This window comes from Actinoallomurus sp. NBC_01490, assembly GCF_036227085.1.
GTDB lineage: Bacteria > Actinomycetota > Actinomycetes > Streptosporangiales > Streptosporangiaceae > Actinoallomurus > Actinoallomurus oryzae.
The window spans coordinates 8,752,839-8,772,850 of the sequence record NZ_CP109433.1 but is presented as its reverse complement, the minus strand read 5'-3'; the positions used below and the strand labels follow the sequence as shown (position 1 = coordinate 8,772,850).

The window sequence follows — 20,012 nt, the reverse complement described above, 5'->3', positions numbered from 1 at the left end:
CGCTCCTCTTCGAGGTTCGGAGCCGGGTCATCGCAGGGGTGAGGCCGGGGTGGGGGCCACGCGGGTGACGACGGTCCTCTCGCGGATCAGCAGGTCGTAGACGACCGGACCGATCTCATTCTTCCAGCGGTCGTGCTGGTAGACGGCTGCGTACAGGGCCTCGCTCTGGGCCTCGTCCTCGAACCGGCGAATCCACACGTAGCCGTCCTCGTCCTCAGCGTCGACGAAGGAGGCGGTCACGTCCATGCCCAGCGAGGCCTGGAACGGGATGACCACGTCCTCCATGTAGCGCACCCACTCCTCGCGGCGTCCGGGCCGGGCCTGGTAGCGGCGGATCTCGTAATACACGGTGCTCCTCCAAACTGCTTGCGGGCGTGGTCAGTCGGTCACGGTGAGGACGAGCTTGCCGCGGGTGCGGCCGGCCTCGCCGCGGGCGTGGGCCGTGCCGGCCTCCTCAAGCGGGAAGGTCTCCTCCACCTCGACGGCGATCTGACCGGCGTCGATCAGGCCCGCGATCGTGGTCAGCGCCGCGCCGTCCGGCTCGACCAGGTACGGAGTGACGCGCATGCCGGCCGCCTTGGCGGCCTGGGCCAGTTCCGGGGAGACACCGGCCGGGATGGTGACCAGCAGGCCACCGGGACGCAGGACCTTGAGCGAGCGGGTGCTGGTCTGGTCATGCGCGTCGCCCACCAGGTCGATGACGACGTCGACGTCGGCGGCGGCGTCCTCGAAACGGGTGGTGGTGTAGTCGATGGTCTCGTCGGCGCCGAGTTCCTTGAGCCAGGGGTGGCGGGCGGCGCTGGCGGTGGCGATCACGTCGGCGCCCAGGTGCCGGGCGAACTGGACCGCGAAGTGGCCCACCCCGCCGGCGGCGGCCGTGATCAGAACGCGCTGGCCGGCCCGCACGTGAGCGGCGTCGACCACGGTCTGCCACGCGGTCAGCGCCGCCAGCGGCACGGCGGCCGCGTGCACGTGGTCAAGGGTGGCCGGCTTGCGGGCCCACTGGCGGGCCGGTGCGGTCACGTACTCGGCGTAGGCGCTCGCGGCGCGCGGGAACCACGGCATGGCGTACACCTCGTCGCCGGGTGCGAGCGTGGTGACGCCGAAGCCGACCTCCTCGACGACACCGGAGACGTCCCAGCCCAGAATCAGCGGGAACGTCTGCAACCCCGCCATGCCCTGACCCTCGCGGGTCTTCCAGTCCACCGGGTTGACGCCGGCGGCGTGCACACGCACCAGCACCTCGGTCGGCAGCGGATCGGGCCGCGCGACCTTCTCGACGGTCAGCACCTCCGGTCCGCCGAACTCACTGATGGTGACAGCCCGCATGATGTGCTCGCTCATGTCGTCCTCGCTCATGTCCGTCTCACTCTTTCTTTCGCCGCGACCACGGTCCGGCGCAAGAAAGAGTGGCGCGTGCTCGCGGAGGCGGGTGAGTGGCCGGAAAGCCATCCGTCGTACCATTCCGGCCATATCGCATCGGGTTGCCGCTCTCGCCCTCGACGGAGCTCCGCCGCTGGACCTGGGCATCCCGGCCCCGGGTCTTCAACGAGGCCCGTGAACCGGACGGACCCCGTCTGACTCCGTCAGCACCTGCTCCCTCGGCGCCCGGCCGGTGCGCACGGACGAGGACTGCCGCTGGAGGAGCCCGCCGTCCTGGTGGGCGCCGGCTGGACCGCCGTGCGGGTGGACGACCAGTGGGGACGACGCGTCGCTCGACTCAGTCAGATCACTTCATCGGACGTTTCTCGTGCTTTCAGGTTGCCGGTGGGCCGTCAGGCAGCATTTCTCTCTCGAACGAAGCGCGTCCTGACGTGTCGAACCGCGCGCAAAGTTCCTGTACCTCGTCCTTGAGAAGTACGATCTGGGACAAGCCGGCAAGTTCGCCTTCGATCCGGATCGGTGAGACCGTGACCAGGATTGTCGTCTTCCCATAGGGCCTGGCGACGTAGCGCACCGGCTCAACGCGGCCGTCTTCGAACAGCTTGAGCATGGCGTCGAAACGGGGATTGGTCACCGCTCGGCGATGCCGCTTCCGGACGTCATTGCCGATGTATTCGGGCATCCGGTCGAGATGCTCCGATGCCCACTTGTTGTAATACATCACCGTTCCGTGGCGGTCCACGATGGTGACTCCGACTCCGGCCTGCTCGACAAGCCGGTCCGCCCACTCGTCCAGGCCCCGGTCCGTGGCGATGCGTTTCTCGGCGACTTCGGCTGGCTCGGCCCGAGATGTCATTGGTGCCTCCGAGAGGGATTGGCGGGATACCCGTCGTCCTAGTCAGACGGTGTCTGGTGTCCTTAAGCCTGGACGTCTGACATCGAGTTCACAATGAGTCTTTTCGCGAGTGAGCCTTCGGCTGAGCCGAAGGCTTCTCGGTAGGGCCGGTGCGGGTAACGTCTCGACCATGACGTACGACCTGACCGATCTTCAGCTGTTCCTGCAGGTGGTCGACCAGGGCAGCATCACCCGGGGGGCGGATCGGTCACACCTGTCGCTGGCTTCGGCCAGTACGAGGATCAAGGCGATGGAGAAGGCTCTGGGGGCGCCGCTGTTGATCCGGCATCGCCGTGGCGTTGTGCCATCACCGGCAGGGTGGCTGCTGGTGGCCCATGCCCGTGAAGTCGTTGGGCAGATCGCCCGGATGCGTTCAGAGTTGGCCCGGTATTCCGACGGCCTGCGGTCCACTTTGGTGATCCTGGCGAACACTTCGGCAACCGAAACGCTCGTGCCGTCGGTGATGGTCGACTTCATGGCCGACCACCCGGACATCGACCTGGAGCTGGAGGAACGGCCAAGCCATGAGATCGTCGCCGCCGTCACCGACGGCCGGGTGGAACTGGGGATCATCGCCGACACCGTGGACTCGGGCCGGCTGGAACGCGCGGTCCTGCGTCCCGACCCGCTGGTCGTCATCGTGCGGCCAGGCCATGCTCTGGCCGGGCGTGCCGACGTCGCGTTCAGCGAGTGCCTCGGCCACCCCTTCGTCGGCTTCACCGAGGGGAACCCGTTGCAGGAGCATCTGAGCGGGCAGACCCAGCCGCTCGGGCTCCGGCCTCGCTACCGGGCGCATCTGCCGACCACAGAGGCGATCTGCAGTGCGGTGGCGGCCGGGGTCGGCATCGCCGTGGTTCCCGCGGTCGCGGCCGCCCGTTGGCAGCGTGCCTACGACCTGCGGGCCGTGGACCTGACGAATTCCTGGGCGAAGCGCGATCTGCTGCTGTGCAGCCAAGGCTGGTCCGGGCTCTCCGAAGCCGCGGCAGCGCTCGCCGCACACCTCAGAACGCCGTGATCGCGTTCACGCGACTCAACGGATATTTGATCGCCGCCGCCCGCTCCAGGTAGGGGCCGGGTTCAGACTCGAGCTCGGCTGGGCACCTCACGGGCGAGGAGGAGAGCGACTGCGCCGAGGAGGGTGCCGGTGATGCGGCGCTGCATGCCGGCCCAGCTCGGGCGGTCCGCGAGGAAGTGGGCGATGCTTCCGGCGGCGATGACGATCAAGGCGTTGACCGTGAGGCTCACCGCGATCTGGATCGACCCGAGCGTCAGGCCCTGAGCGGTCGGGTGGCCGCGGTGCGGATCGATGAACTGCGGAATCAAGGTCAGGTACATGATCGCGGCCTTCGGGTTGAGCAGGTTCGTCACGAGCCCCATCTGGAACAACCGCGCCGGACCGTCGCGGGGGATGTCGCGGACCTCGAACACTCCTCGACCACCGGGCCGTAGCGCCTGCCAGGCGAGGTGAGCCAGATACAGCACCCCGGCGGCCTTGAAGCCGATGAACAACCAGGGCACGGCGACGAACACGACGGCCAGGCCGAGATTGGCCATCAACATGTAGACGACGAAGCCGACCCCGGTGCCGGTCAGGGAGACCAGACCGGCACCGCGGCCATGGCTGATGCTGCGCGAGACGAGATAGATCATGTTCGGCCCGGGCGTGAGGACCATCGCCAGCGCGGTGAGCGACATCCCCAGCACAGACGCAGAGGACACGGGTGACGACAACGAGGTGAGAGGCATATCGCACACTTTGGTGTAATGGCCTTGTGCATCTCAACCCTTACGGCGAGTACGCCGTCCTCCTCGCCCGGTCGTTGGCGGACGACTGGCCCGATACCCGGGCCGGGATCGTCCAACGGACCCGCGAGTTCGGGATGACGATGGTCTGCCCCGAGCGACCCGGGGACCACGCCCAGTGCCGGGCCGTGCTCGACGAGTGGCTGCGGGTCGTCGACGCCGACGACCCGAACGAACGAGCAGCCATCCTGAACCAGCAGATGGCCTCCGCGAGCGCCTACCCACAGCTGACCGACCACAACGGCGAAGGCTGGCACCTTCACTACCGAGACGTCGACGACCTGCCGGGCGTGCTGCACGCCGTGTTCAGCGTCGGCACAGCCTTGCACCTGACCACACGAGGCATGAACCGCCTGGGCAGATGCGCCGCCACCCCCTGCGAGAACGTCGTCGTCGACGTCTCACGCAACGGCACTCAGCGCTACTGCTCACCGCGCTGCGGGAGTCGCGACGCGGTCCGTCGCCACCGCGGACGCCGGCGCCACCCGCAGGCCCTGGCCGGCGAGGACAGGGGCCTTCATGGATCTGGATGAGGCGAGCCCAGGGCGCTGGCGCGGCCGGGACCTGGGTACCCGGACGGTCCGCTATGACGACCGTGACGCGATCCTCTACGCGCTCGCCGTCGGCGCGGCCGCGACCGATCTCGACCTGGTGTTCGAGCACCGGCTGCGGGTCCTGCCGACCTTCGCTCTCACCCGGGCGCAGTGGGCGCCCGATGCCCTCGGCTCGGCGGGGGCCTTCGATGTCACGACCGCCGTCCACGGGGCGCAGCGGCTGCGCGTCCGAAGACCGCTGCCGACCTCGGGCGAGCTTGAACTGACCGCTCGCGTCGCCGAAGTCTGGGACAAGGGCGCCGCCGCGATCTTCGAGGTCGTCGTGGAGTGCGAGTACTTCGAGGCCACCTGGTCACTGTTCGCGCCCGGCCGCGGGGGCTTTCACGGCGACCGCGGATCGTCCGGCCGGAAACGGCCCGACGGCCCGCCTGACCTCGAGTTCAGCGTTGACACCTCGCCCGGCCAGGCAGCGCTGTACCGGCTGCTCGGCGACCGCCACCCCATGCACATCGACCCGGAGGCCGCCAGAGCCGCCGGGATGCCCCGGCCGTTCATGCACGGGTTGTGCACTCTGGCCGCGGTCACGCTGCCGCTGTCCGGCGAGATCGGCGCGCACCCGGCCGATCTGGTGGCGCTGGACGGGAGGTTCGCCGCCGCGGTGTTCCCCGGTGACCGGCTCCAGGTGATCGGCTGGGACGACGGGGACGCGGTGCTGTTCGAAGCCGCGGTCGGCGGGACGACGGTGATCTCGGGCGGCCGGGCTCAGTTCCGCGTCACGACATAGCGTGCCGGGACCTCGCCGCCCCCATGGACGGCGAGGTCCGCGCCGGTCACGTACGACGCCAGATCACCGGCCAGGTAGAGGCAGGCGTTCGCGACGTCCTGCGGGTCGGCCGGCCGGCCCATCGGGATCACGCCGCCGAGACCCTCGTAACCGGTCGCCCCGGTCCGGACCGGGCCGGCGGTGATGTGGTTGACGCGCACCTTGGGCGCCCACTCCAGTGCCAGGGCACGAGTGAGAGCCAGCAGACCCGCCTTGGCGGCGGTGTAGGCGGCGGTGCCCGGCTGGGGGTCGGTGCCCGAGACGCTGCCGATGTTGATGATCGTCCCGCCGGTCCGCTGGCCCTGCATGACCCTGTTGGCGGGCTGTGCCACGTAGAACGGGGCGAGCAGGTTCAGCTGGACGACGCGCTCGACGAAGCGGGGGGACACCGTCGCCGCATCCGCGTCCGGTGAGCCGCCCGCGTTGTTCACCAGCACATCCAGCCGGCCCATGAGCGAGGCCGCCCGCTCCACCAGCGCGGCCGCCTCCTCCGCCGAGCGCACGTCGGCGGCCACGAACCGGGCCGTACGGTCGCCTGCGGACGGCGGCGACGCGGGCTCGCCGCGCCCGCACACCACCACCTGCGCGCCCGCGTCCAGGAACGACCATGCGATCGCGGCGCCGATGCCCCGCGTGCCGCCGGTCACCAGGGCCGCGCGGCCGTCGAGGTCCGGCATCAGAGCGCCTCGGCGACCCGCGCCCGGTGAGCGGCAGGGGAACCCCAGGCCGAGTACAGCGCCCGCGCCTTGCGGATCCACAGCGACGGGTCGTACTCGTCGGTGTAGCCGATCGCGCCGTGCACCTGCAGAGCGGCGCGGGCGGCGGCGTACGAGGCGGCCGACGCCGCGACCTTGGCGGCGGACACGTCACGGGCGAACTCCGGGGTCCGGTACGCGAGCGCCGCGCCGAACAGGAGCGGCCGGGCGAACTCCAGCTCGACCAGGACGTCCGCGAGCCGGTGCTTCACCGCCTGGAACTCGCCGATCGGGCGCCCGAACTGCCGTCGGGCTTTGGCGTATTCCACGGTGACGTCCAGCAGTGCGCGGCCCAGCCCGAGCTGCTGCGCCGCGCACAGCAGCGTGCCGAAGTCGTGCCCCGCCGTACCGGAGGCCAGCGGATCTCCGGGAACGACGGGGAACAGGCGGCGTGCCGGGTCCAGCGAGGCCATGGGCGTACCGTCCGCCGCCGCCTCTCGCACCACTCCGTCCTCGGCGCTCAGCACAAGGTCGGCGACGTCCGCGTCCAGGGCGTACGGGACCACGGGCGGCAGGGCGAGCGAGACGAGCGTCTTCCCGGCGGCGATCCGCGGCAGCCGGTCCGCGGTGTCGCCGAGGTGCCCGAGCAGCTCGGCGGCGGCGAGCGTCTCCACGTACGGCCCGGGAACCGCGTGCCGGCCGAGCTGCTCGGCCGCGAGCACGAGCTCGACCGGCAACGGCCCGGCCCCGCCGGAGGACTCCGGAACGGCCAGCGCGAACACCCCGGCCTCGGCGAGCGCGGCCCACAGCGCCCGGCCGGGCCCGGTGTCCCCGGCCGCCCAGGCGCGGATCGCCTTCGCGGTGCCGGCCTCGGCCAGCAGCGCGTGCAGGGTCTCGGCGAACAGCCGCTGCTCGGCGTTCAGGACGAACCTCACCGTGCCCCCCTCGGCAGGCCGAGCAGCCGCTCGGCGATCACGTTGCGCTGGATCTCGTTGGTGCCCGCGTAGATCGTCCCGGCCAGGGAGAAGACGTAGCCCTCCAGCCACGGTGACGTCAGCTCGCCGTCCGGGCCGAGCAGGTCGAGGGCCGTCTCGTGCAGCGCGACGTCCAGCTCCGACCAGAACACCTTGGTCAGGCTGGCCTCCATGCCGACGTCCTCGGTGCGGGAGATGGTCTCGAAGGCCTTGAGCCGGTAGGCCTGGGTCCGGATCCAGGCGTCCGCCACCCGGTCGCGCAGGGCCGTGTCCGACGGGTCGGCCCGCTCCCGCCACAGCTCCGTCAGCCGGCCGACCGCCGCCATGAACCGTCCCGGCGGGCGCAGGGTCAGCCCGCGCTCGTTGCCCGCGGTGCTCATCGCGGCGGTCCAGCCCTCGCCCGCCGTCCCGATGACGTCGTGATCCGGAACGAACACGTCGTCGAAGAACAGCTCGGCGAACGCCGGCTTGCCGTCGAGCCGCCCGATCGGGCGCACGGTCAGGCCGTCGGCGTCCAGGGGGAACATCACGTACGTCAGGCCCCGGTGCCGGCCGGCGTCGGGGTCGGACCGGAACAGGCCGAACGCCCGATCGGCGAACGGCGCCCGCGAGCTCCAGGTCTTCTGCCCGTTCAGCAGCCAGCCGCCGTCGGTGCGGGTGGCGGTCGAGCGCAGCCCGGCCAGGTCGCTGCCCGCACCCGGCTCCGACCATGCCTGCGCCCAGATCACCTCTCCGGCCGCGATCGGCGGCAGGATCCGGGCGAGCTGCTCCTCGGTGCCGTGCCGGAACAGGGTCGTCGCCAGCAGGTCGGTGCCGTTCTGGTTGACCCGCCCCGGCCCGCCGGCCGCGTAGTACTCCTCCTCGAAGACCAGCCACTGCAGGGGGGACACGCCGCGGCCGCCGTACTCCCGCGGCCACGCGACCGCCACGAGCCGGTCCGCGCCCAGCGTGCGTTCCCACCGCCGGTGCGCCGCGAAGCCGTCGGCGGTCTCCAGGGACGGCAGCGGCTCGGCGGGCACGTGTGTGCGCAGCCAGGCGCGTATCTCGGTGCGGAACTCCTCCTCGGCCGGGCCGAAATCCAGGTCCATGGATCCTTCTTTCTAACAACTGTTTGGTAGAGTAACCGACGTGACCGGACAGCAGAAGGGGCCGCCGGCCTACGTACCGGCCCACGGGCTGCTGCGGGATCGCGTCGTGGTCATCACCGCCGCGGCCGGGGCGGGCATCGGCGGCGCCACCGCGCGCCGCTGCCTGGAGGAGGGCGCGCGGGTCCTCCTCAGCGACGCGCACGAGCGGCGCCTGGCCGCGTCACGGGAGGCGCTGGCCGGAGAGTTCGGCGCGGATCAAGTCGCGGCCCTGCCCTGCGACGTGACCTCCGACGAGCAGGTACGCGCCCTGTACGCCGCCGCGCTGGAGCGGTTCGGCCGCGTCGACGTGGCGGTGAACAACGCGGGCCTGGGCGGCACGGCCGAGCTCGTGGACATGACCGACGAGCAGTGGGACCGCGTCGTGGACGTCACGCTGGGCGGCACGATGCGCTGCACCCGGGCCGCCCTGCGGACGATGCGCGGGCGCGGCGGCGGCGCGATCGTCAACAACGCCTCCGTGATCGGCTGGCGGGCCCAGCGCGGCCAGTCCCACTACGCCGCCGCGAAGGCGGGCGTGATGGCCCTGACCCGGTGCGCGGCGCTGGAGGCGGCCGAGCACGGGATACGCGTCAACGCGGTGTCGCCGTCGCTGGCGATGCATCCGCACCTGGCGAAGGTGACCTCGCCGGAGCTGCTGGAGGAGCTGACCGCCCGCGAGGCGTTCGGCCGGTCGGCCGAACCCTGGGAGGTGGCCAACGTCATAGTGTTCCTGGCGAGCGGCTACTCCTCGTACCTGACCGGGGAGGTCGTCTCCGTGTCCAGCCAGCATCCGTAGTAGGAGAACCTTCCCGATGAGCCCACGACGCCGTGACGCCGAAGGGACGACCAGCGCCCGCGCGGAACGGCGCGCCGAACTGCTCGCCGCGGCGGCCCAGGTCTTCGCCGAGCGCGGGTACACCGCCACCACCGTCCGTGAGGTGGCCGACGCCGCCGGCATCCTCGGTGGCAGCCTCTACTACCACTTCGACTCCAAGGAGTCGATGGTGGAGGAGATCCTCTCGACCTTCCTGGACGACATGTGGGCCGGCTTCGACCGCATCCTGGCGGCCGGCCTGGGCGCCCGGGAGACCCTGGAGGCACTGGTCGCCGAGTCGTTCCGGTGCATCGACGTCTACCGGCCCGCCGTCGTCATCTACCAGAAGGAGTCGCGCTACCTGGCGGCGACCTGGGAGCGCTTCGGCTACCTCGCCGAGTCCTGGCGGCGGCACCAGGAGATGTGGCTCGGTCTGATCGAACGCGGCATCGCCGAGGGCGAGTTCCGGTCCGACCTGGACCCGGCCCTGATCTACCGCTTCATCCGCGACGCCGTCTGGGTCGCGGCGAGCTGGTACCAGCCGGGGGAGAAGCTGCCGGCCGAGGAGGTCGGCACCCAGTACCTCTCCATCGTCCTGGAGGGGATCCAGGCCACGACCTGAGGAGAAACCATGGCCGAGGCGTACATCGTCGACGCGGTCCGCACCCCCGTTGGCCGGCGCGGCGGCGGCCTGTCCGGCGCGCACCCCGCCGACCTGGGCGCCCACGTGCTGCGCGCGCTGATGGAACGGACCGGCGCCGACCCGGCCGCCGTCGAGGACGTGGTGTTCGGTTGCGTGGACACGATCGGGCCGCAGGCCGGGGACGTCGCCCGTACGTGCTGGCTGGCCGCCGGGCTGCCCGAAGAGGTGCCCGGCGTCACCGTCGACCGGCAGTGCGGATCGTCCCAGCAGGCGGTGCACTTCGCCGCCCAGGCCGTCCTGTCGGGCACCGCGGACCTGGTGGTCGCGGGCGGCGTGCAGAACATGTCGCAGGTGCCCATCGGGGCGGCGAGCCGTACGGTCGCCGAGGGGCCGTTCCACGGCTCCGCGGGCTGGGTCGCCCGCTACGGCCGCCAGGAGGTCTCCCAGTTCGCCGGCGCCGAGATGATCGCCCGCGACTGGGACATCGGCCGTGAGGACATGGAGCGGTTCGCCTACGAGTCCCACCGGCGGGCGCTGCGGGCCGCCGACGAGGGCCTGTTCGACGCGGAGATCGTCCCCTACGAGGGCGTCACGGCCGACGAGGGACCGCGCCGCGACACCTCGCCGGCGAAGATGGCCGGGCTGAAGACCCTGGTCGACGGCGGACGGCTCACCGCCGCGGTGTCCTCACAGATCTCCGACGGCGCCGCCGCCCTGCTGATCGCCTCGCAGCGCGCCGTACGCGACCACGGGCTCACGCCGCGCGCCCGCGTCCACCACCTCTCCGCGCGGGGTGAGGACCCGATCCGGATGCTGTCGGCGCCCATCCCGGCCACCGCGTACGCGCTGAAGAAGGCGGGGATGACGATCGGCGACATCGACGCGGTGGAGATCAACGAGGCGTTCGCGAGCGTCGTGCTGGCCTGGCTGAAGGAGACCGGTGCCGACCCCGAGCGCACCAACCCGCTCGGCGGCGCCATCGCCCTCGGCCACCCGCTGGGCGCCACCGGCGCGCGCCTGATGACGACGCTCGTGCACCACCTGGAGCGCACCGGCGGGCGTTACGGCCTGCAGACGATGTGCGAGGGCGGCGGCCAGGCCAACGTGACCGTCATCGAGCGCCTCTGACCCCGACGAGGCCGTCGATCGTCCACGCGGCCTCGCCCACGATCCGGGTGATCAGCTCGGCGCACGACGGCAAATCGTCGATCACCCCGACGACCTGCCCGGACGCCATCACCCCGAGGTCGGGACGCCCGTCCACCATGGCGGCCTTGAGCAGCATCGGCGTGTTGGCCGCCATCAGCACCTGTGACCACGACAGGTCCGCGCCGCGCCGCATGACCAGCCCGTCCCGCACCATCGCCCGCCAGCCCGTCCCGGACAGCGCGCGGAACCGGGCGGCGCTCCTCATCGCCCCGGCGAGCCGCCGTACCCGCCCATGGGTCTCCAGTCCGTCGACCAGCCCTGTCCGCAGCACGCGGTGCGGCATGCCGTCCACCTGCCGCGTCACCACGGTCTCCGCCATGTCCAGGTAGACCCGCTTGACCGCGTCCGGCACCGCGCTGTCGGAGGTGAGCAGGAACCGGGTGCCCATCGCCACCCCGGCCGCGCCGTACGCCAGCGCGGCGGCCAGCCCGCGCCCGTCGAAGAAGCCGCCGGCCGCGATCACCGGGATGTCCACCGCGTCCACCACCTGGGGGAGCAGCACGGTCGTGGCCACCGGGCCGGTGTGCCCGCCGCCCTCGCCGCCCTGCACCAGCACGGCGTCCGCGCCCCAGCCGGCCACCTTCTCGGCGTGCCGCCGGGCGCCCACGGAGGGGATGACCACGACCCCGGCGTCCTTCAGCCGCCCGATCAGCTCCCGCTTGGGCGCGAGCGCGAACGAGGCGACCCGTACGCCCTCCCTGATCAGCAGCTCGACCCGCTCCGGAGCGTCCCCGGCGTCGGCCCGCAGGTTCACCCCGAAGGGCGCGCCCGTACGGTCCTTGACCTCGCCGATCGCCGACGCCAGCTCCGGGACGGTCATCGTCGCCGACCCCAGCACGCCGAGCCCACCGGCCTCGGCCACCGCCGACACGAGCCGTGGCCCGGCCACCCAGCCCATGCCGGTCTGCACGACCGGATGCCGTACGCCGGTGAGCTCGGTGAGCGCGGTACGGAGAGTCATCCGGGCACCTCGCGGTCGCGCAGCGCCTTCGGGTCCAGGAACTCGCGCAGGAGCCGCAGCTCCTCCTGGTCCGGCGTACGGGTCGAGGGCACTTCGGCGGGCACGGTGAGCTCGAAGCCGGTCGCCGCGACCACGGCGTCCACGGTCACGCCGGGGTGCGCCGAGACCAGCCGCATGGTGCCGCCCGGCCCGCCGAAGTCGAGGACGGCCAGGTCGGTGACCACCCGGCGCAGGTCGAAGGCTCCGCGGTCGGTGCCGACGCCGCTGACGAAGTCCACCTTCTCCACGAACACGCGCGGCGAGTGCCGGGGGATCCAGTAGCTCGTCGGGTTGCACCGGGTGTTGCCGGGCGCGCCGCGCGAGCCGAGCAGCTGCGCCTTCGGCCGCGCCCAGTCGCCGATGGCCGAGATGTTCGTGTTGCCGTACCGGTCGATCTGGCTCGCGCCCATCATCACGTGCCGCCGCCCGGCGGCGACCAGCCACAGGTGGTCGCGGAACGGCAGGCCGCCCTCGACCGGGCCGGGATCCGCGCCGAGCGGGATCGCCTCGGCGGTCAGCAGCGCGCCTCCGTCCGTGGTGAGCAGGCCGGGCTCGAACGTCATCCGGGCCAGCCGCGCTCCCAGGACCGAGCAGGTGCCCATCGCCGCGGCCAGCACCTCCCCGTCGCCCCGCCACGCCTCGGCGCAGGCCACGACGCAGACCTCGGCCCGCGTGGCGATCATCGGACGGCCTCCTGGTAGGCGGCCTCGTCCCCGTCGAGGTAGCGCCCGCGGAACTCCTCCCACCCGGCCGGGTCCGTCGCGGCCTTGGCGTACTCCTTCTGGAACGCCTCGTCCCGGTCGTGGTCGGGCTCGCAGGCGGTGAAGTGCGCGCCGCCCGGCGTCTCGGCCACTCCGGTCACGTGCATGCGGCTGATCAGCAGCGACGGGACGCCGCCGTCGCCGAGCAGCTCGGCGGTGTCCACGAGGCGCTCGCAGGTGACGTACGACGCGGTGGTCGCCGCCTTGACGAACAGGTCGTCCAGGTACGGGTCGGGGCCGAGGTAGCGGGCGTTGCCGCGCCGGTCGGCGCGGTTCATATGGACGAGCGCGACGTCCATGGCCAGCGCCGGCATGGCCACCAGTTCCTCGTCGCCGTACGGGTCACGGAGCGTCCTCAAGTCCGGGTTGACCCGCAGCACGTCGGAGCCGAGCCCGGCGCGGGTGGGCAGGAACGGCAGCCGGTGGGCCGCGGCGTACAGCCCGAACATGAACATGCCCTCGTCGTACTCGGTGAACGCGATGGTCCCGTTCTGCCGGGCGGTGCGGAAGTGCGGTTCGAGCGCGATCGAGTCCAGTGTCACGAACGGGGCGATCACCCGTCGGACCTTGCCGTACGCGCAGAGCAGGCCGACGTCCGGCCCGCCGTACGAGACGACCGTCAGGTCGGTCAGCGGCGATCGGCAGATCGCCCGCACCAGCGCCATCGGCTTGCGCCGCGACCCCCAGCCGCCGATGCCGACCGTCATCCCGCTTTCCAGCGAGGCGGCCATCTCCTCGACCGTCATGAGCTTGCTCACGCGTGACCCTCCCGTCCGGAGACGAACGCGTCGCGGTGCCGGTCGCCGGCGCCCGCGAGGCTGAGCTCGAACGTGAAACCCTGCTCGAACCGGTAGCTGCGCTTGACGTCCACCGGGTCGATGCCGTTGAGGGACTCCTTGGCCCGCCGGATGACCAGCGGATCCTTGCCGGCGATCCGCCCGGCGACGCGCAGCGCGGCGTCCCGTAGCTCCTCGCGCGGCACGACCTCCAGCACCGAGCCGTACGCGTGGAGCTGCGCGGCCGTCGCGGTCCGGCACGTGTAGACCATGGCGCGCATCAGGTGCTGCGGGACGAGACGGGCGAGGTGCGTCGCGGCGCCCAGCGCTCCCTGGTCCACCTCGGGCAGCCCGAAGGTGGCATCTTCACTGGCCACGATGATGTCGGCGTTGCCCGCGAGGCCGATGCCGCCACCCAGGCAGAAGCCGTGGACGGCGGCGACGACCGGCACCTCGCACTCGTAGACGGCGGCGAACGCGGCGAAGCAGCCCCGGTTGGCCCCCAGCAGCGCGTCGAAGCCCTTGGTCCGCTGCATCTCCTTGATGTCCACGCCGGCGTTGAAGCCCCGGCCCTCGGCGCGCAGCACCACGGCGCGCACCTGCCGGTCCCGGCCCGCGGTGGTGATCGCGTCGGCCAGGTCGTACCAGCCCTGGACGGTGAGGGCGTTCACCGGCGGCGCGTCGATGACGACCTCGGCGACTCCGTCGGGACGGACTGTGGTGGCGACTCCCATGGTGTTACCTTTCCATCAAACGTTTGTTAGAACAAGGAGGGCCGCCGATGATCTGCGCGGGACGAGTCGTCATCGTGACCGGTGCCGGACGCGGGCTCGGGCGGGCGCACGCCCTGGAGTTCGCCCGGCAGGGCGCGGCCGTCGTCGTCAACGACCTCGGGGTCACGCGCGACGGCGACGGCTCCGCGGACGGAGAGCCGGCGCGGGGCGTGGTGGACGAGATCCGGGCGCTCGGCGGCCGCGCGGTGGCCAGCGGCCACGACGTCGCCACCGCCGATGGCGCCGCCGCGCTGGTCGCCACGGCGATCGAGGCGTTCGGCCGGCTCGACGTCCTGGTCAACAACGCCGGGTTCCTGCGCGACCGGATGCTGGTCAACCTCGGCGAGGACGAGTGGGACGCGGTCATGCGGGTCCATCTCAAGGGCCACTTCCTGCCGCTGAAGAACGCCGCGGCGCACTGGCGGGCGGAGTCCAAGGCCGGGCGGCCGGTGGACGCCCGGGTCATCAACACCTCCTCCGCCGCGGGCCTGATGGGCAATGTCGGACAGGCCAACTACTCGGCGGCCAAGGCGGGCATCGTCGGCCTCACGCTGGTCGCCGCCGCGGAGCTCGCCCGCTACGGCGTGACCGTCAACGCGATCGCGCCGGCGGCGCGGACGCGGATGACCGAGGAGCTCTTCGCCGCGGCCATGGCCGCACCTGAGGCGGGCGCGTTCGACGCCATGGCGCCGGAGAACGTCTCACCGCTGGTGACCTGGCTGGGCTCGGCCGAGTCCCGTGACGTCACGGGCCGCGTGTTCGACGTCGCGGGCGGCCGGATCGGTGTGATGGAGGGCTTCCGGCACGGCCCGTCCGCCGACAAGGGCGCCCGCTGGGACCCGTCCGAGCTGGGCCCTGTGGTGACCGGCCTCCTGGCGAAGGCGGCGACGCCCGAGCCGGTCTACGGCGCCTGACGTTCCCGGCCAGTGGGATGCGGCCGGGCCATGTCCGGCCCGCGCCGATAGCGTCGGGGCATGCTGACCGACGAACAGCGCACGGAGATCGCCGACCGGCTGCGGGCCGCGGAGCGGGAGCGGGCGCCGATCCCTCCGCTCACCGAGAGCGGCGCGGACATCGACGTCGTGGACGCGTACGAGATCCAGCTGATCAACATCCGCCGCCGGCTGGCGGCCGGTGGCACCGTGCGCGGCCACAAGGTCGGGCTGTCGTCCAAGGTCATGCAGCAGATGATGGGCGTGGACGAACCCGACTACGGCCATCTGCTCGCCGACATGGAGCTGCGCCCGGACGTGCCGGTGGCGGCGGACCGCTACTGCCACCCGCGGGTGGAGGTCGAGACCGGGTTCGTGCTCGGCGCCGGCCTGCCCGGCGAGGACTGCACCGAGGCCGACGTGCTCGCCGCGACCGAGCGCGTCGTCCCGGCGATCGAGCTGATCGACAGCCGGATCGCCGACTGGCGCATCGGGCTGGCCGACACGATCGCCGACAACGCCTCCTCGGCCGGGTTCGTGATCGGGGCGGGCGTCCCGGCGGCCGGGCTCGACCTGACCGCGATCGACGCGACGCTGTACCGCGACGGCGAGCCCGTTGTCAGCGGCCGGTCCGACGCGGTACTCGGCGACCCGCTCGTCGCCGTCGCGTGGCTGGCCCGCAAGGTCGCCTCGTTCGGCGTCCGCCTGCACGCCGGACACGTGGTCCTGCCCGGCTCGTGCACCCGGGCCGTCGACGTGGCGCGCGGTCAGAGCTTCACCGCCGAGTTCACCGCGCTGGGCGCGGTCTCGCTGAGCTTCAAGTGAGTCTTTGCGAGGAGTCCCGGCCGTTCACGGCCGCAAGGAATCGCTCCAGAGAGTGCCGTGTTCGGAGCGCCACCATAGAGATATCGGCCAAACGATACCGGCCGTGAAGCTGGTGGTGCAGGTGAAGCTGCTCCCGGACGAGGCGACCGAAGCGGCCCTGCGGGAGACGCTGCGTTTGTGCAACATCGCCGCGAACTACGCCTCCCGTCGCGCTTTCGACACCGGCGTCACGGGAAAGGCGTCTTTGTAGCGTGGTGTCCCGGGGCGGAAACTGGTGCCTGTACGCGACCTGCGACATCCCCGAGGCCGACATACGCGAGCCCGAGGGAGGGTTCCTCGGCGCCGACCTCGGTATCGCGAACATCGCCGTCACCTCTGAGGGCACCGTCCACGCCGGCAAGCATGTGAACCAGGTTCGGCACCGCAATCGCCGCCTTCGCAAACGGCTGCAGAAGAAGGGCACCAAGTCCGCGAAACGGCTGTTGCGGAAGCTGTCGGGCCGGGAAGCGCGTTTCGCGGCCGACACCAACCACTGCATCTCCAAGAAGCTGGTGACCGAGGCTGAACGCACCTGTCGCGGCATCGCCCTGGAAGATCTGGGCGGTATTCGCGAGAGGGTACGGCTCCGCAAGCCCCAGCGGGTCACCCTGCACTCCTGGACCACTTTCCTATGTATGTCGTGCGGCTTCGCTGAGCACGCCGACATCAACGCAGCCCGCGACATCGCCGCGCGCGGTGCGGCGGACTGGGCAGTGAGTCACGCTGCCGACGACGCGGCCTGACCCGTACCAGCCAGGTACGGGCCAGAGCTGCGAGTTCGGCCCTTCCGGGCCGAGAAGCTGACGTGACCGGTCAGACGCCGTAGCCGCCGTCGACGTCGAGTTTCTGGCCGGTGATGAATCCGGCGCGGTCCGAGGCGAGGAAGCAGACCGCCTCGGCGACGTCTTCCGCCGACCCGAACCGCGCCAGCGGGATGCGCGCGCGGGCGACGTCGAGGGCGCGGTCGTCCAGGTCGCCGGACGCGATGAGCCGTTCGGCCATCCCGTCGGTCAGCATGCCCGGGCCGACGCAGTTGGCCCGTACGCCGAACCGTCCCTCCTCGGCGGCGAGGCCGCGCACGAGCGCCTCGACCGCGGCCTTCGGCGCCGCCGAGAGGCCGTCCCGTACGGGGAACCGGCTCGTCGCCGAGGTGGTCACCGCCACCACGGAGCCACCGCCGGCGCGCAGGTGGGGGAGCGCGGGACGCACCGCGTTGAAGAACGCGACGGCGTCGTCGAGGATCTGCTCGCGGAACCGCTCGGGCGTCACCCGACTGAGGTGGACCATCGGCACGTGCGGACCGGCGGCGTACACGAGCGTGTGCAGCCCGCCGAAGTCGGCGGCGACCGCGTCGACGACCTTCGCACACTCCTCCGCGTCCGTCAGGTCCAGCCGGTACGCGCGTTGCCTCTCACCGGGCGCGGGAGGGCGGCGGCGGAAGGTCAGGGCGACGGCGCTGCCCCGGTCGCCCAGCGTCCGGGCGATCGCCGCGCCCAGCGTGCCGTTCGCGCCGAGCACGACGGCGGCGCCGCGCCGCCCGGCGAAGTCGGGACGATCCACCCACCCGATCCAAGCGTCCGGCCGGGCACGCGGTGTGCGGGGTCCCGCTGATCGGGACGGGCACGGCGGGTCGCCGTCCGCGCTGGTTGGCTTGCCGGCGACACGCCCGTGATGAGCCGAGGTCGACGATGGCGGAACTGACGTACGACTCCACGTTGCGCGAGCTGCGGACCGACCGCGGCGTGCTGCGCTACCACGAGGCCGGCGAGGGAACGCCGCTGCTGATGCTGCACGGCTCGGGGCCGGGGGTGACGGGCTGGCGCAACTTCCGCGGGAACCTGCCGGTGTTCGCCGAGTGGTTCCGCTGCCTGGTCCTGGAGTTCCCCGGCTTCGGGGTCAGCGACCCGACCGACGAGCACCCGATGGCCGCCGCGCCGGAGGCCGTCGGGCGTTTCCTCGACGGGCTCGGTCTCGACCAGGTCGACGTCATCGGCAATTCCATGGGCGGCATCGTCGCCGCCCAGGTCGCCATCGCGCGGCCCGACCGGATTCGTCGGCTGGTGACCATCGGCGGCCTGGGGCGGAACCTGTTCGTGCCCGGCCCGAGCGAGGGCATCCGGCTACTGGCCGAGTTCACCGAGGACCCCACCCGCGACAACCTCGTGCGGTGGCTGTACTCCATGGTCCACGACCCCACGTTGATCACCGAGGAGCTGGTCGAGGAGCGCTGGGCGCAGGCGACCGACCCGGCGACCCTCGCGAGCGCACGCCGGATGTACGGCCGCGGGGCGCTCGCGGCCCGCGCGGCCGCGGCCGCCGACACCGCGCCGTACTGGGCGATGCTCCACAAGATCAGAGCCAGGACCCTGCTCACCTGGGGCCGGGACGACCGGGTCAGCCCGCTCGACATGGCGATCGTGCCGATGCGGACCATCCCCGGCGCCGAACTGCACGTCTTCCCCGACTGCGGGCACTGGGCGATGATCGAGCAGAAGGACGCGTGGGAGAGCGTCGTCCTCGCCTTCCTCACCAGGAAGGACGAGGCGTGAACGACGGTGCGGCGTCGTGACGGCGGAATGGGCCCACCGGTTCGCCCGGATCAACGGGCTCGACGTGCACTACGTGGAGCAGGGCAGCGGGCCGCTGGTCGTGCTGCTGCACGGGTTCCCGCACCTGTGGTTCAGTTGGCGGCACCAGATCGGGCCCATCGCCGAGGCGGGGTTCCGTGTGGTCGCTCCGGACATGCGCGGGATGGGACGCACATCCGCGCCGCGAGACCACCGGGAGTACGACGTGGGCGCGATCACCGGGGACCTCCTCGGGCTGCTCGACCACCTCGGCGCCGAGCAGGCGATCTTCAGCGGCCTCGACTTCGGCATGTTCTCCGCCTACGACCTCGCCCACCTGCACCCCGAACGGGTCGCGGCGCTGATCGGCCTGCAGAACCCGTTCATCAACCGGACCGCCAAGCCTCCGCTCACTCTCGCGGCCGAGTCCGGGCGGGAACACTTCGACCACATCCACTACTTCAGCGAGCCGGGCGTGGCCGACCGCGACCTCGACGCCGCGCCCCGCGAGTTCCTGCGGAAGGTCTTCCACGCGCTGTCCGGTGAGGCGGACTTCCTCGTCTCCTGGCGGCATCCGCCGGGGACGACGTACATCGACGCGCTGCCCGAGCCGCCGCCCCTTCCGTGGCCGTGGCTCAGCGAGGCGGAGCTGGAGCTGTACGTGGAGAACTACAGCGCCGGCGGCTTCACGGGCGGTCTCAACTGGTACCGCGTGGGCGACCTGCGATGGGAGCAGCGCAAGGCGTACGTCCGGCGGCGGATCGCGGTCCCGTACTTCTTCATCGGCAGCGAGAACGACATCGACCTGGCCGTGTGGCACGGCGACGAGCCGCTGAAGCGGTTCCACGAGCACTACGAGGACGTACGCGGCGTCCGCATTCTGGAGGGCGCGGGCCACCTGATGCAGATGGAACGCCCGGGGGAGGTCAACGCGGTGCTGCTGGAGTACCTGGCCACGCTGGTCTGAACGGTCACCGGGTCCACACGATCTCCTGGACGAGCCGCCGGGACCGCCAGCCCGCTCCGGTCCGTACGAGCCGGTGGTGGTAGAGGCCGCCGCACGCGAACAGCCGCTCGGCGCCGTCGCTCACACTGACCATCGGGTTCGTGAAGTACGCGGTCACCGTCGCGGCGTCGCCGTCGAGCACGACCTCGAGCTGCCCGATCAGGTGCTGCCGGCGGACGAACCTCGGGAGTACCTCGGCCAGCCACGCCTTGACCTCGGGAAACCCACCTCGTATCCCGCCCGAGGCCGTGTAGTCGATCCACGCGTCCGCGGTGAAGACCGCGTCGAGCCGATCCCACTCGCCGGTGTCGACCGCCCGGGTGTAGGAGGTGATCAGGTCGGCGATCTCCATCCGGTCCGACAGCCGTCGTAGGTCCGGCACGGGGGCCTCCTCGCGTGGTGCGGAGGCCCAA

At 71.8% G+C, this 20,012-nt stretch carries 25 protein-coding genes; 12 read left to right on the top strand and 13 right to left on the bottom strand.

Going from position 1 to position 20,012, the window contains the following annotated elements; genetic code table 11:
- Window positions 1-27: 27 nt before the first annotated feature.
- From OG417_RS40465 to OG417_RS40455, 3 genes are all read right to left on the bottom strand, one after another.
- Window positions 28-348 (bottom strand): NIPSNAP family protein, encoded by a 321-nt coding sequence (locus OG417_RS40465; RefSeq protein ID WP_329240461.1) that lies wholly within the window; start codon window positions 346-348, stop codon window positions 28-30.
- A 30-nt stretch (window positions 349-378) separates the two neighbouring features.
- Window positions 379-1,359, bottom strand: coding sequence for an NADP-dependent oxidoreductase (locus OG417_RS40460; protein WP_329240458.1), 981 nt, complete (start codon window positions 1,357-1,359; stop codon window positions 379-381).
- A gap of 397 nt (window positions 1,360-1,756) precedes the next feature.
- Window positions 1,757-2,239 carry a PAS domain-containing protein gene (locus OG417_RS40455; protein ID WP_329240455.1) on the bottom strand — a complete coding sequence of 161 codons (483 nt, stop codon included), beginning with the start codon at window positions 2,237-2,239 and terminating at the stop codon, window positions 1,757-1,759.
- A gap of 169 nt (window positions 2,240-2,408) precedes the next feature.
- Here OG417_RS40455 and OG417_RS40450 point away from each other — a divergent pair, with 169 nt between their 5' ends.
- A complete protein-coding gene (locus OG417_RS40450; RefSeq protein WP_329240452.1) occupies window positions 2,409-3,293 on the top strand; it encodes a LysR family transcriptional regulator in 885 nt (294 codons plus the stop codon).
- Between the two features lie 62 nt (window positions 3,294-3,355).
- On the opposite strand, the gene OG417_RS40445 is transcribed toward OG417_RS40450, so the two are convergent.
- Window positions 3,356-3,997 carry a LysE family translocator gene (locus OG417_RS40445; RefSeq protein WP_329240450.1) on the bottom strand — a complete coding sequence of 214 codons (642 nt, stop codon included), beginning with the start codon at window positions 3,995-3,997 and terminating at the stop codon, window positions 3,356-3,358.
- Window positions 3,998-4,050: 53 nt separating this feature from the next.
- On the opposite strand from OG417_RS40445, the gene OG417_RS40440 reads away from it, so the two are divergent.
- Together OG417_RS40440 and OG417_RS40435 are read left to right on the top strand one after the other, a co-directional pair.
- Entirely contained in the window at window positions 4,051-4,614 is a 564-nt protein-coding gene (locus OG417_RS40440) for a CGNR zinc finger domain-containing protein (RefSeq protein WP_329240449.1), read from the top strand.
- Complete coding sequence (locus OG417_RS40435) at window positions 4,601-5,419, top strand: MaoC/PaaZ C-terminal domain-containing protein (protein ID WP_329240448.1); 819 nt, start codon at window positions 4,601-4,603, stop codon at window positions 5,417-5,419. The genes OG417_RS40440 and OG417_RS40435 overlap by 14 nt, the downstream gene beginning before the upstream one ends.
- On the opposite strand, the gene OG417_RS40430 is transcribed toward OG417_RS40435, so the two are convergent.
- The 3 genes from OG417_RS40430 to OG417_RS40420 are packed head-to-tail and all read right to left on the bottom strand — an operon-like array spanning window position 5,398 to window position 8,215.
- Window positions 5,398-6,135: an SDR family oxidoreductase gene (locus OG417_RS40430; RefSeq protein WP_329240447.1), complete on the bottom strand. Its 738-nt coding sequence runs from the start codon at window positions 6,133-6,135 to the stop codon at window positions 5,398-5,400. The two genes, OG417_RS40435 and OG417_RS40430, sit on opposite strands and share 22 nt — an antisense overlap.
- Window positions 6,135-7,088, bottom strand: a complete 954-nt coding sequence (locus OG417_RS40425; protein ID WP_329240446.1) for an acyl-CoA dehydrogenase family protein — start codon at window positions 7,086-7,088, stop codon at window positions 6,135-6,137. Before OG417_RS40425 ends, OG417_RS40430 begins: the two co-directional genes overlap by 1 nt.
- Window positions 7,085-8,215 carry an acyl-CoA dehydrogenase family protein gene (locus OG417_RS40420; protein WP_329240444.1) on the bottom strand — a complete coding sequence of 377 codons (1,131 nt, stop codon included), beginning with the start codon at window positions 8,213-8,215 and terminating at the stop codon, window positions 7,085-7,087. Before OG417_RS40420 ends, OG417_RS40425 begins: the two co-directional genes overlap by 4 nt.
- A gap of 40 nt (window positions 8,216-8,255) precedes the next feature.
- On the opposite strand from OG417_RS40420, the gene OG417_RS40415 reads away from it, so the two are divergent.
- Genes OG417_RS40415 through OG417_RS40405 form a run of 3 tightly spaced genes read left to right on the top strand, consistent with a single transcriptional unit; the run spans window position 8,256 to window position 10,839 of the window.
- Window positions 8,256-9,050 (top strand): SDR family oxidoreductase, encoded by a 795-nt coding sequence (locus OG417_RS40415; RefSeq protein ID WP_329240441.1) that lies wholly within the window; start codon window positions 8,256-8,258, stop codon window positions 9,048-9,050.
- Window positions 9,051-9,066: 16 nt separating this feature from the next.
- Complete coding sequence (locus OG417_RS40410) at window positions 9,067-9,690, top strand: TetR/AcrR family transcriptional regulator (RefSeq protein WP_329240440.1); 624 nt, start codon at window positions 9,067-9,069, stop codon at window positions 9,688-9,690.
- Between the two features lie 9 nt (window positions 9,691-9,699).
- Window positions 9,700-10,839, top strand: coding sequence for an acetyl-CoA C-acetyltransferase (locus OG417_RS40405; protein WP_329240438.1), 1,140 nt, complete (start codon window positions 9,700-9,702; stop codon window positions 10,837-10,839).
- On the opposite strand, the gene OG417_RS40400 is transcribed toward OG417_RS40405, so the two are convergent.
- From OG417_RS40400 to OG417_RS40385, 4 genes are read right to left on the bottom strand one after another with little or no spacing between them, the layout of a single operon-like run.
- The gene (locus tag OG417_RS40400; RefSeq protein ID WP_329240436.1) at window positions 10,823-11,881 is read right to left on the bottom strand and encodes an NAD(P)H-dependent flavin oxidoreductase; all 1,059 of its coding nucleotides are present in this window, start codon (window positions 11,879-11,881) and stop codon (window positions 10,823-10,825) included. The two genes, OG417_RS40405 and OG417_RS40400, sit on opposite strands and share 17 nt — an antisense overlap.
- On the bottom strand, window positions 11,878-12,603 hold the full coding sequence (locus OG417_RS40395; protein WP_329240434.1) for a CoA-transferase subunit beta: 726 nt from the start codon (window positions 12,601-12,603) through the stop codon (window positions 11,878-11,880). Before OG417_RS40395 ends, OG417_RS40400 begins: the two co-directional genes overlap by 4 nt.
- On the bottom strand, window positions 12,600-13,427 hold the full coding sequence (locus OG417_RS40390; RefSeq protein ID WP_329262955.1) for a CoA transferase subunit A: 828 nt from the start codon (window positions 13,425-13,427) through the stop codon (window positions 12,600-12,602). The genes OG417_RS40395 and OG417_RS40390 overlap by 4 nt, the downstream gene beginning before the upstream one ends.
- A gap of 8 nt (window positions 13,428-13,435) precedes the next feature.
- The gene (locus OG417_RS40385; RefSeq protein ID WP_329240432.1) at window positions 13,436-14,191 is read right to left on the bottom strand and encodes an enoyl-CoA hydratase family protein; all 756 of its coding nucleotides are present in this window, start codon (window positions 14,189-14,191) and stop codon (window positions 13,436-13,438) included.
- Window positions 14,192-14,238: 47 nt separating this feature from the next.
- Between OG417_RS40385 and OG417_RS40380 the strand changes: the two genes are divergently transcribed.
- From OG417_RS40380 to OG417_RS40365, 4 genes are all read left to right on the top strand, one after another.
- On the top strand, window positions 14,239-15,144 hold the full coding sequence (locus OG417_RS40380) for an SDR family oxidoreductase (RefSeq protein WP_329240430.1): 906 nt from the start codon (window positions 14,239-14,241) through the stop codon (window positions 15,142-15,144).
- A gap of 60 nt (window positions 15,145-15,204) precedes the next feature.
- Window positions 15,205-15,987, top strand: a complete 783-nt coding sequence (locus OG417_RS40375; protein ID WP_329240429.1) for a 2-keto-4-pentenoate hydratase — start codon at window positions 15,205-15,207, stop codon at window positions 15,985-15,987.
- A 103-nt stretch (window positions 15,988-16,090) separates the two neighbouring features.
- Window positions 16,091-16,237: a hypothetical protein gene (locus OG417_RS40370; protein WP_329240426.1), complete on the top strand. Its 147-nt coding sequence runs from the start codon at window positions 16,091-16,093 to the stop codon at window positions 16,235-16,237.
- 1 nt (window position 16,238) lies between these two features.
- Window positions 16,239-16,769 carry a transposase gene (locus OG417_RS40365; RefSeq protein ID WP_329240423.1) on the top strand — a complete coding sequence of 177 codons (531 nt, stop codon included), beginning with the start codon at window positions 16,239-16,241 and terminating at the stop codon, window positions 16,767-16,769.
- Between the two features lie 70 nt (window positions 16,770-16,839).
- On the opposite strand, the gene OG417_RS40360 is transcribed toward OG417_RS40365, so the two are convergent.
- The gene (locus OG417_RS40360; protein WP_329240421.1) at window positions 16,840-17,586 is read right to left on the bottom strand and encodes an SDR family NAD(P)-dependent oxidoreductase; all 747 of its coding nucleotides are present in this window, start codon (window positions 17,584-17,586) and stop codon (window positions 16,840-16,842) included.
- A gap of 128 nt (window positions 17,587-17,714) precedes the next feature.
- Between OG417_RS40360 and OG417_RS40355 the strand changes: the two genes are divergently transcribed.
- Together OG417_RS40355 and OG417_RS40350 are read left to right on the top strand one after the other, a co-directional pair.
- The gene (locus OG417_RS40355; RefSeq protein WP_329240420.1) at window positions 17,715-18,575 is read left to right on the top strand and encodes an alpha/beta fold hydrolase; all 861 of its coding nucleotides are present in this window, start codon (window positions 17,715-17,717) and stop codon (window positions 18,573-18,575) included.
- A 16-nt stretch (window positions 18,576-18,591) separates the two neighbouring features.
- The gene (locus OG417_RS40350) at window positions 18,592-19,560 is read left to right on the top strand and encodes an alpha/beta fold hydrolase (protein ID WP_329240418.1); all 969 of its coding nucleotides are present in this window, start codon (window positions 18,592-18,594) and stop codon (window positions 19,558-19,560) included.
- A gap of 4 nt (window positions 19,561-19,564) precedes the next feature.
- Here the strand turns inward: OG417_RS40350 and OG417_RS40345 are convergent, their stop codons facing one another.
- Window positions 19,565-19,981, bottom strand: a complete 417-nt coding sequence (locus OG417_RS40345) for a nuclear transport factor 2 family protein (RefSeq protein ID WP_329240416.1) — start codon at window positions 19,979-19,981, stop codon at window positions 19,565-19,567.
- Between the last annotated feature and the right edge of the window lie 31 nt (window positions 19,982-20,012).